The organism is Candidatus Clostridium eludens, assembly GCF_045310515.1.
Classification (GTDB): domain Bacteria; phylum Bacillota; class Clostridia; order Clostridiales; family Clostridiaceae; genus Clostridium_B; species Clostridium_B eludens.
In genome coordinates this window covers 113,453-124,358 of the sequence record NZ_JBJHZX010000006.1, presented here as the reverse complement: position 1 = coordinate 124,358, position 10,906 = coordinate 113,453, and the positions used below count along the sequence as shown (strand labels likewise).

The window sequence follows — 10,906 nt, the reverse complement described above, 5'->3', positions numbered from 1 at the left end:
AGAAAGGAAATCTTACAATCTATGCTAAATAAAAAATTTGTATTAATAATTTTAATTTCAGTAACTTTGATTTTCACATTAATTTATTTTAACAGTCCCTTAAGAGCTAGTAAAAATTATCCTATAGTGACTGGTTCCTTTATACAGTTAGATATGACACAAAACTGGACTTCAGACAAATGGGAAAGAGAACTACAGTATCTTAAAGAAAATAAGATGGAATACATTGTAATAACAGGTGTCTCCCAAACTGAAGGAAATATTACTAAAACATGCTACAAAAGTAAAAATAAAGACTATGAAAAATTATACGGGGACATAGATCCTGTGGAATTATGCTTAAAAAATGCCCAAAAATTAAATATTAAAGTGTTTATAGATACAAATTTTAACATTCAATGGTGGCAAATATCAGGAGATAATTCTTCCTGGCTAAATTCTCAAATGGAAAGAGCTAACCTTATAGCTGATGAATTATATAAAAATTATCATTCTAAGTATCCAAATGCCTTTTATGGCTGGTATTTTCCCTATGAGGTGGACAATGCTAAATTCAACAAGCTTAATCAATTTGACAACCTAGCTAATGCCCTCAATATTCACCTAAATTACCTTAGTACAAACCATGAACGTCTGCCAATTTTGCTATCTCCATTTATGAATTCTTCTGTAGGTACGGCAAAAGAATATTCTTCAAACTGGCAGTATTTATTTTCAAAGACTAATTTCAGACCCGGAGATATATTTTGTCCTCAGGATTCTATCGGAAGTGGCAGATTAAAACTAGATGAAGTTAATTCATGGTATACTGCCCTTAGAAAAGCAGTAAATAGAAAACCTGGAATGTTATTTTGGGCCAATGTGGAAACTTTCGACTATGTTAATAATTCTACTGTACCACTGGATAGGTTTTTAAAACAACTTGAATTGGAACAGCCCTGTGTAGATAACATGATTTGCTTTTCATATAGCCATTATTACAGTCCAAACAATATATCCAGCGGATTCAATGAAGCATATTCCTACTATGTAAAAAGAGGAAAACTCCCTGATAAAAAATTGAATGCTCCTAAAAACCTTACTGTAGCCGTGGTAGAAAAAAATAAATTTAAAATAACCTGGTCAGCCCCCAAAAAAACTAATAATATATGTGGATATCAAATTTATAGAAATAATATTCTAATTTCAAGTATTATAGTTCAAAGAAAATATGGTGGTAATCCTAAAGAGTTTTCTAAGACTATTATAGATATGCCTTTATTGAAAGAAAACATAAAATACTATACCTATGAAGTAAAATCTTTAGGTTTTTCAGGCAATTTATCACAATCATCCAATACAGTAACAATTAATGTAGAACCTATTAAAAAACTTCCAAACCTAGTTTCTAAAAATTGTACATATACTTTATTTCCTATGCCCCACCAAAACTATAATGACCCAAATTTCACAAAAATTACAGATGGGAAATATTCTTCTATAAATTCAGTAAAAGATAAAAATTTTGTAGGATGGTATAATGATGCCTTAGATATAACTATAGATTTAGGAAAAGTAATTCCTGTACAACAATTCATGGTAAGTTACCTTAGGGATCCTATACCTTGGACTGAACTTCCTGAAAGAGCTTCTGTTTCCATATCGGAAGATGGTATAAACTTCACTCCAGTGGGACTTTTTAGAATTCCCTCTGTACCTTTTTCTGATAGATATGGTTCTAAATATCCCATATATCTCACACTGGACAAACCTATAAATGGGAGATATGCAAGGTTAACTTCTGTTACTAAACTTAACCATTACACTTTTATAGATGAATTTGAAGTAAGAAACGCTAAGTAAAAATTATTATAGAAAGAAGGCAATAACATGGAAAACTTATATACTTGCTATTACCATTCTCCCATTGGAATTATTAAAGTAGACAGTGATAATATAGGCATAACTTCTATACTATTTTTAGATAATAAACCAGAAACCATATCTAATGGTGAGTCTTGTACATACATGAAAGATTGCATACAGCAATTGGATGAATATTTTAAAGGTACTAGAAAAGACTTCTCTATTAAACTGCATATTTGCGGCACTCCTTTTAGAGAAAAAGTATGGAATGAACTTATGAAAATTCCTTATGGGCAGACATGCTCCTACTCTGATATAGCTAATGCAATAAGTAATGAAAAGGCCCTCAGAGCCATAGGAGGAGCAAATCACCATAACAAAATAAATATAATTATACCTTGTCATAGAGTTATAGGTAAAAGCGGAAACTTAACTGGATATGGTGGTGGACTTTGGCGAAAAAAATGGCTTTTAGAGCATGAACAAAAGTATAAATGATATTAATGTATATCTAAAAACATCTAGTTAACAATATACTGGCATATTTTCTATATACTTAAATATATTCTCAAAATTTTTTCATGATTATTGACAATAAATTTTATAAATATTATAATTTTAAAATAAAGCTTTATAAGCTGCTAAAATTAAAATTTATAAACTAAAAACAATGATGAGAAGAGTAGATATAGAGACTACTTAAAGCGAATTGGTTATGGTGAGAGTCCAATATAAGTCTATATTGAAGAACATCTCGAAGTTTCTGACTGAAACCCCTTAGGGAAGTAGGCTTAGAGGTATTCAATACCTTAGCATTGAAGGATAAAATGCTTATCCTAAAAGTTGGTCATATTTATGACAAATTGGGTGGTACCGCGAAAAATTGAGTCTTTCGTCCCTTTAGGGATGAAAGACTTTTTTACTGCCTTATGCATTATCAAATAAATAACCATTCAGTATGATAAGTATATTGGACTTATTATCTGATTTTAAGATATCTAAACTAAACATAATAAATCTACGGAGGAAATAATATGGAAAAAACACTAGTAAAATCTCTTTATAGAGAAACTGAAAAATTTGTAAATAAGGACATTAAGATCTCAGGCTGGGTACGAACTATAAGAAATTCCAAGTCATTTGCTTTTATAGAATTAAACGATGGATCATTTTTCAAAAATGTTCAAATAGTTTTAGATGACAAACTTGAAAATTTCAAAGAAATTATAAAATTGTCTATTAGTTCATCAATATCTGTAGAAGGTACCTTAGTTCTGACTCCAGAGTCAAAACAACCCTTTGAAGTTAAAGCTAACGGAGTATTTTTAGAAGGAAGTTCATCTTCAGACTATCCTCTCCAAAAGAAAAGACATACTCTTGAATATCTAAGAACCATAGCTCATTTAAGGTCAAGGAGTAACACCTTCTCTGCAGTATTTAGGGTCCGTTCCATAGCAGCTTATGCAATACACAAATTTTTTCAGGAAAGAGACTTTGTATACGTAAATACTCCTATAATAACTGGCAGTGACTGTGAGGGTGCAGGTGAAATGTTTAGACTAACTACACTAGATCTAAACAACATACCGAAGAAGGAAGATAAAAGTGTAGATTTTTCTAAAGATTTTTTCGGAAAGGAAACAAATTTAACTGTAAGTGGTCAATTATCTGCTGAAACTATGGCTCTTGCTTTTAGAAATGTATACACTTTCGGCCCTACATTTAGAGCAGAAGACTCAAATACAGCAAGACATGCAGCTGAATTTTGGATGATAGAACCTGAGATGGCTTTTGCCGAACTAAAGGACTACATGGATACTGCAGAAGACCTAGTAAAATATGTGATAAATTATGTATTAGAAAAAGCCCCTGAAGAAATGGCATTCTTTAATTCATTTATTGACAAATCTCTATTTGACAGACTGAATAACGTGGCTAATTCAGAATTTGGAAGAATAACTTATACTGAAGCCGTAGATATTTTACAAAAAAGTAATGCATCCTTCCAATATCCAGTAGAATGGGGTATTGATCTTCAAACAGAACATGAAAGGTATTTAACAGAAAAGGTATTTAAAAAACCTATATTTGTTACAGATTATCCAAAGGCTATAAAAGCTTTCTACATGAGAGAAAATGAAGATGGCAAAACAGTTGCAGCTGCTGACTTACTAGTACCGGGAGTAGGAGAAATAGTTGGCGGAAGTCAAAGAGAGGAAAGACTTAATATCTTAGAAAAAAGAATAGAAGAGTTGGGACTTAATAAAACGGATTATTGGTGGTACCTGGAGCTTAGAAAATATGGTGAAACTAAACATTCGGGTTTTGGATTGGGTTTTGAAAGAATACTCATGTATATAACAGGTATGTCTAATATAAGAGATGTAATCCCATTTCCTAGAACCCCTGGTTCTGCTGAATTTTAAAATAGTACGTGAGAAATACTCATTAAGTGGGGAGAGAAAAGCTTTTGGAGAAAAGAATTGCTGTAGTGGGAATAGTTATAGAAAATCTAGTAAATGCTTCAATTGTAAATAATATACTTCATTCTTTTGCCAATATTATAGTTGGAAGATTTGGTATTCCCTACAGAGAAAGAAATATTTCAGTTATATCCATAATAGTAGACGGAACATCAGATGAAATAAGTTCCATGACCCGAAAATTAGGTAAAATAAATGGAGTAACTGTAAAAACAGCCCTTACTAAAAAATAGAATACTATAAACCTATTTCTGATAAAACTTCTATAATTTATATTAAAAATTATAGAAGTTTTACTTTTATATAGCTTAACCACATTTTACCTTATTATTTATTTTAAGACATCCAAAAACAGCTCTATATTTCTACTATAATTTACAGTAATCGTTATAAAAAAAATTTTTTTAAATTTTTAAAATAAATTTTTGGTGTAACCGGTTGCATATTGTTTTAATATACATCAAATTTAGCTAAAATATTATTAAGCGAAAAAATTTTTTTACAACAATTATATCAATATGGAAAGGCGGTCTGTTTATGGATCTTGTAAAATTATTTGAATTACAAGAAAATTTAGACGAAAGAACGAAAAAAAAGATTTTTATTGAGAAAAAAGATTTGCTTTCAAAAAAAACCCTTGGACTTCAAGTGAAAATAGCTGAACTGGCTAATGAAACTCAATGTTTTAAATTTTGGACTGATGACGCACCTATTAATAAGGATTTAGTTTTAAAAAGTTACGTAGATTGCTTATACTTCATATTGACTTTAGGACTTGAAAAGGGCTTTACAGATATTAAAGTAAACATAAAAGTTAATGAAGATAATATTACATCACAATTTTTAAACATATACATTGATATAAATGACTTTATAGTCTGTTCTTCCAAAGACCATTATATTACCCTATTTGAGGATTTTATAAGTATAGGAAAAAAATTAGGATTATCTGTAAAAGAAATAGAAAATGCTTATTGTTATAATAATTCCTTCACAAAGCAAAAATTTAAATGTTAGACATCTTAAAATAAACAACTAGTCAGTTATGCTAGTCTATTTTACATAGTACTGCCTCAATGGAAATCCTGTGATAGCACCATTATCCAACGCGCCTGTTTTCTTATCTTATGTAAAATAACATTGCCATCTTCAACTTGTTATTTACTTCCAAATACTTAAGAACCATTTTCTGCGTTAAATAAAATACAGAGAATGGTTTTTAACATTTAAAATTTCATATAATTGATTTTAATAATATATCATAATTATGGTTAAACTAACCTTCAGGAAGGTGATAAATTTATGCTTGGTATATTATATTCAATAATAGCAGGGGTAAGCATGAGCTTACAAGGTGTATTTAACACCAGACTTAGCGAAAAAATAGGACTGTGGTTAACAAATGCAATAGTACAAGGTGTTGGTTTTATAATAACTCTTATAATAGTTTTATTAATTAACCATGAAAGTTTAGCAAACTTGAATCGCTGTAAAAAATTATATTTTCTTGGGGGAGTACTGGGAGTAATCATAATTATTACTGTAATGCAAGGAATTAAGCTCTTAGGTGTAACTCACTCTATTGCCATAATTCTAACAGCACAACTTCTAGCTGCAGCTGTAATTGATTTTTTTGGTTTATTTGATTCCCCTAAAATCAACTTCACCTTAAACAAAATAGTAGGTATTGCAGTAATGATAGTAGGTATTATAATATTAAAATGGAAGGGATAATAAAAAATCAGCATTACTTGTAATTTTATTTCCCATATATTAATTATTAGCAATAATATCACATATATTATTTATTAATATTATAATATTATTGTAATTAATTTTAAGGGGAAAAATATGTTTTCTATTAAAAATAAATTAGAGCCTAACTTAAAATTATCCATAAATAAAGGGGTGTATAAAAATTACAGAGTAATAATAAAATATAATTCCCTACCAGAAGCCGTAGAAAGAAAAATCAAAACATATAAAGGTAATGTAATAATACATTCCATTCCAACTATAAACTGTATATGCGCTGCCTTAACTCCACATTCTATAAATAGAATAATTGAGTTGCCTCAAGTAAGTTATATAACAAATGACTATTTTGCATTACTATGTGGTGAAAAAGGTATCCTTGGTTCAAATGGTATAACATTTCAGGGTAGGTATAAACTCACGGGTAAAGATGTATGTATAGGTATAGTAGATTCAGGAACTTATCCCCATCCAGATCTTTTAAGTCCAAAAAATAAAATAAAAAAATTTATGGATTTAGTAAGTAATTGCAAATACCCTTATGACGATAATGGTCACGGGACTTTCATGAGTGGAATTATATGTGGAAATGGTGGTCAATCTAAAGGTCTATATAGGGGCATAGCAGAAAACAGCAGTATTTATTCTATAAAAGCTTTTAATTCTCTTGGAAAAGGTTATATATCTGATATTTTATTTTCACTCCAATTATTATTAGAAGAAAGTAAAAATGAAAATATAAAAGTGATTTGCCTTCCTTTTGAATTAGAGGTACTTGATTATTTTATACTATCACTATTTGAAAAAATTTTTGAAGAAGCGGTTAAGTTAAATATAACCATTGTAGTTCCTACAGGACACCGGGGCACTTTAGAAGGCAGTATGAGAGGCATATCCACCTTAAATAACTGCATAACTGTGGCAGGTATAGACACCACAATCTCTAAAGCTCCTAAACCTTATAAACACTCTTCTTGTGGCCCTATTAGTAAAATTGAAAAACCAGACTTGGCTGCAGCCTGTGTAGATATATGTTCCATAAATTCAAATACAAGTTATATTTCTGAAAGGAATGGGATAAAACTATATCCTAAAACCTTAGAAAAACCCTATACTTGTTATACTGGAACTTCCTGTGCTGCGGCTTATATAAGTGGTGTATGTTCTCTTATGTACGAGAATAATCCTGAGCTTATTTTTAAAGATTTAATTTCCCTTTTAAAGATATGCTGCAATTTTTTAGATACACCAAAATGGCGTCAAGGTTCTGGAATGTTGAATTTAGATAAATTATTGCCCTAAAAGAATAAGGGATAATCCTCTGCTTCTCTTTACTTATACGAGCACAAACTGACCAAAATAGCTTTTACACCATCAACCCAATCGTGGTCATATCAAATGTTTATGTAAATAAAAATAACTACATAAATGAATAGTCAATTCTATTCCTTGTAGTTATTTTTATTATTAAAATATTGCTTAAATATATGTAACTTTTTACATACACTTATCTTGAAAATATTTAATTTTTATGACAATTCATACACTAAAGATTAAAAATATTCTATTCAGTGAATTTACCCATGGATCTAAATTTATTATACCTCCGTTGAATTAACTCCTCTTTAGAGTATTTTCTAAGTATATCTAATGTTTCTATAAGTTCTTCTTTTATAGTTTTGGACATCTTATTTACATCTTTTTGTGCTCCTCCTGCAGGTTCCTTCAGCACTTTATCTATTATACCGTAGCCTTTTAAATCCTGAGCTGTAATTTTCATAACATCTGCCGCTTCTTTACATCTAGAGGCATCCTTCCACAGTATACCTGCAAATCCTTCTGGTGATAAAATGGAATATATGGAGTTTTCCAGCATACATACTGAATCTGCAACAGCAAAAGCAAGTGCTCCTCCACTTCCTCCTTCTCCAATTACTATGGATATTATAGGTACTTTTAATCTAAACATATCCATTAAATTTCTGGCTATAGCCTCACCCTGTCCTCTTTCTTCTGCCTCTACACCACAAAAAGCTCCTGGGGTATCTACAAAACATATAATTGGTCTATTAAATTTATGAGCCTGTTTCATAAGTCTTAAGCTTTTTCTATATCCATCAGGTTCTGGCATACCAAAATTTCTTTTTATATTTTCATTAGTATTATTACCCTTCTGCTGGGCTACTATAGTTACAGGCTCTCCTCCTAATAATGCAATGCCACCTACTACAGAAGGATCATCCCTAAAATATCTATCTCCATGAAACTCTATAAAAGAATCAAATATTCTCTGTATATAATCTAAAGAAGTAGGTCTTTCAATCATCCTTGCTAGAGTTACCCTATTCCAGGCATTCTTACCGTCAAGTTTTTTATTGAAAATTTTCTGAACCTTTTCTAATTTCTCCATACAAAAGCTTCCTTTCATTTAAAAAAATTCATAATAAATACCAATTATTATAAACATTTTTTATCTAGCTATTTCTATTATGAATAACTAATATTTTTCTCAAAGTTTCTTTTAAATCTTTTCTGGAAACTATACTATCTATAAATCCATGTTGTAATAAAAATTCTGCACTTTGAAATCCCTCCGGAAGTTTTTGTTTTATAGTCTGTTCTATTACCCTTTTCCCTGCAAAGCCCACAAGTGCACCAGGCTCTGCTAAAATTATATCTCCAAGCATAGCAAAACTAGCTGTCACTCCCCCAGTTGTAGGATCCGTAAGTACTGATATATAAAGGAGTCCTTCCTCATTTAGCTTACTAATTGCCCCGCTGACTTTCGCCATCTGCATCAATGAGAAAATCCCCTCCTGCATTCTTGCTCCTCCAGAAGTTGTAAATATAATTAAGGGTAATCTTAACTCTATAGCTTTTTCCACTGCCCTGGTAATTTTTTCTCCTACCACAGAACCCATACTTCCCATCATGAAATTGCTGTCCATGATACATATTACCACTTTTTCTTTTCCTATGGTTCCTTTACCTGTTATTACAGCTTCTTTTATACCTGTTTTATTTTGCATACCTTTAATTTTATCTTCATATCCTTTAAACTCTATGGGATTGGCAGCAATCATATCCTTGTCAAATTCATAAAAACTTTCTTCATCTGTTATGAAGGCTACTCTTTCTACAGCACTCATCCTAAAATGGTATTTACAGTAATAACAGACCTTATCATTTTTCTCCAAATCATTCTTATATAATACCTTGCCACAGCTATCACATTTTACCCACATGCCATTTGGTATACTGGGCCTTTTACTAAAATCATCATGAATATCTCTTAAAGCTCGTTGACTAACTGTAATATATTTAGTTTTTTTAAAGAATTTATTTAACAAGCTCTCTATCACCTCTTTTATAAATTCACCAGTTAATTTATTATATAGTAAAACATTGTAAAAAGAAACTCCCTTTTAGCACCATTTGACCATATCTAGTTTTTTTTCATTAATATTTAAAATTCTTTTCTATAAATTTTGTATCATAGGTTCCCTTTATAAATTCACTACTATTTATTAATTCAAATTGAAAATCTATATTTGTATTTATTCCTTCTATAACGAATTCCCCTAAAGCTCTTCTCATCCTGCATATAGCTTCTTCTCTGTCTTTACCATATACAATAAGCTTCGCTATCATAGAATCATAATAAGGCGGAATATTATATCCTGAATACACTGCACTATCCACCCTGACATTAGGACCTCCCGGCACATATAACTCTTCTATTCTTCCCGGAGAAGGTATAAAACCTTTTTTCACATTTTCTGCATTTATTCTACATTCTATGGAATGTCCATTTATTTTTATATCTTCTTGAGAAAAACTCAATTTTTCTCCTGCGGCAATCTTTATCTGTTCTTTTATGATATCTATACCAGTTATCATTTCCGTTATGGGGTGCTCCACTTGAATACGAGTATTCATTTCCATAAAATAATATTCACCGCTTTTGTCTAAAAGAAATTCAATAGTTCCTGCATTATTGTAATTTACAGCTTTAGCTGCTCGTATAGCCATTTCACCCATAGACATTCTAAGTTCTTCTGTTATAACCTTTCCTGGAGCTTCTTCCAATAATTTTTGATTTCTCCTTTGCATGGAGCAGTCTCTTTCTCCTAAATAAACTATATTTCCAAAATTATCTCCCAATATTTGAATTTCAATGTGCTTTGGTGATTCTATGAACTTTTCCAGATATATGGTGTCATCTCCAAAAGCTATTTTTGCTTCAGCTTTAGCATTTTCATAGTTTTTTATAAGTTCACTTTCTTTATGCACAATTCTTATGCCTCGTCCCCCACCACCAGCAGAAGCTTTTATCATAACAGGGTATCCTATTTCTCTGGCAACTTTTAAAAGTTCTTCACCTGAATTTATGGCCTCTTTTGAACCTGGTATGATGGAAACTTCTGCTTTTCTCATTATATTTCTGGCATTAGATTTATTGCCCATGTTTTCAATACACTCTGCAGTAGGTCCTATAAAAGTGATATTACATTCTTTGCATATTCTGGCAAACTTACTGTTTTCAGATAGAAAACCAAATCCAGGATGAATAGCTTCTGCCCCAGATAAAACTGTGGCACTTATTATATTTTGTATATTTAAGTAACTTTCTCTAGGTGAAGCAGGTCCAATGCAAATAGCTTCATCTGCCATTTGTGTATGAAGAGCATCTCTATCTGCTTCTGAATAGACTGCTACAGTTTCTATACCCATTTCTCTGCAAGTTCTAATTATTCTAACTGCTATTTCTCCTCTATTTGCAATCAAAATTTTATTAAACACTTTTAAAACTCAACTCCTGA

10 protein-coding genes and 1 other annotated feature are annotated in these 10,906 nt (G+C 30.8%); of the genes, 7 read left to right on the top strand and 3 right to left on the bottom strand.

All coding sequences use genetic code 11. The features are described from left to right. Positions 1-21 precede the first annotated feature (21 nt). The 7 genes from ACJDU8_RS05925 (at position 22) to ACJDU8_RS05895 (ending at position 7,385) form a co-directional block, all read left to right on the top strand. Positions 22-1,842 carry a DUF4434 domain-containing protein gene (locus tag ACJDU8_RS05925; RefSeq protein ID WP_406791228.1) on the top strand — a complete coding sequence of 607 codons (1,821 nt, stop codon included), beginning with the start codon at positions 22-24 and terminating at the stop codon, positions 1,840-1,842. Positions 1,843-1,869: 27 nt separating this feature from the next. Further along, a complete protein-coding gene (locus ACJDU8_RS05920) occupies positions 1,870-2,343 on the top strand; it encodes a methylated-DNA--[protein]-cysteine S-methyltransferase (protein WP_406791227.1) in 474 nt (157 codons plus the stop codon). Positions 2,344-2,506: 163 nt separating this feature from the next. Beyond that, positions 2,507-2,748, top strand: a binding site (T-box leader). A 131-nt stretch (positions 2,749-2,879) separates the two neighbouring features. Beyond that, positions 2,880-4,271 carry an asparagine--tRNA ligase gene (gene asnS / locus ACJDU8_RS05915; protein ID WP_406791226.1) on the top strand — a complete coding sequence of 464 codons (1,392 nt, stop codon included), beginning with the start codon at positions 2,880-2,882 and terminating at the stop codon, positions 4,269-4,271. A 44-nt stretch (positions 4,272-4,315) separates the two neighbouring features. Then, the gene (locus tag ACJDU8_RS05910; protein ID WP_406791225.1) at positions 4,316-4,561 is read left to right on the top strand and encodes a TM1266 family iron-only hydrogenase system putative regulator; all 246 of its coding nucleotides are present in this window, start codon (positions 4,316-4,318) and stop codon (positions 4,559-4,561) included. Positions 4,562-4,865: 304 nt separating this feature from the next. Next, on the top strand, positions 4,866-5,345 hold the full coding sequence (locus tag ACJDU8_RS05905; RefSeq protein ID WP_406791224.1) for a dUTP diphosphatase: 480 nt from the start codon (positions 4,866-4,868) through the stop codon (positions 5,343-5,345). Between the two features lie 285 nt (positions 5,346-5,630). Then, the gene (locus ACJDU8_RS05900; protein WP_406791223.1) at positions 5,631-6,062 is read left to right on the top strand and encodes a DMT family transporter; all 432 of its coding nucleotides are present in this window, start codon (positions 5,631-5,633) and stop codon (positions 6,060-6,062) included. Positions 6,063-6,179: 117 nt separating this feature from the next. Next, on the top strand, positions 6,180-7,385 hold the full coding sequence (locus tag ACJDU8_RS05895) for a S8 family serine peptidase (protein WP_406791222.1): 1,206 nt from the start codon (positions 6,180-6,182) through the stop codon (positions 7,383-7,385). A 262-nt stretch (positions 7,386-7,647) separates the two neighbouring features. Here ACJDU8_RS05895 and ACJDU8_RS05890 read toward each other — a convergent pair whose 3' ends face one another. The 3 genes from ACJDU8_RS05890 to ACJDU8_RS05880 form a co-directional block, all read right to left on the bottom strand. Continuing rightward, a complete protein-coding gene (locus tag ACJDU8_RS05890) occupies positions 7,648-8,493 on the bottom strand; it encodes an acetyl-CoA carboxylase carboxyltransferase subunit alpha (protein ID WP_406791221.1) in 846 nt (281 codons plus the stop codon). 64 nt (positions 8,494-8,557) lie between these two features. Continuing rightward, positions 8,558-9,433 (bottom strand): acetyl-CoA carboxylase, carboxyltransferase subunit beta, encoded by an 876-nt coding sequence (gene accD, locus ACJDU8_RS05885; protein WP_406791220.1) that lies wholly within the window; start codon positions 9,431-9,433, stop codon positions 8,558-8,560. 109 nt (positions 9,434-9,542) lie between these two features. Further along, positions 9,543-10,886 (bottom strand): acetyl-CoA carboxylase biotin carboxylase subunit, encoded by a 1,344-nt coding sequence (locus ACJDU8_RS05880; RefSeq protein WP_406791219.1) that lies wholly within the window; start codon positions 10,884-10,886, stop codon positions 9,543-9,545. Between the last annotated feature and the right edge of the window lie 20 nt (positions 10,887-10,906).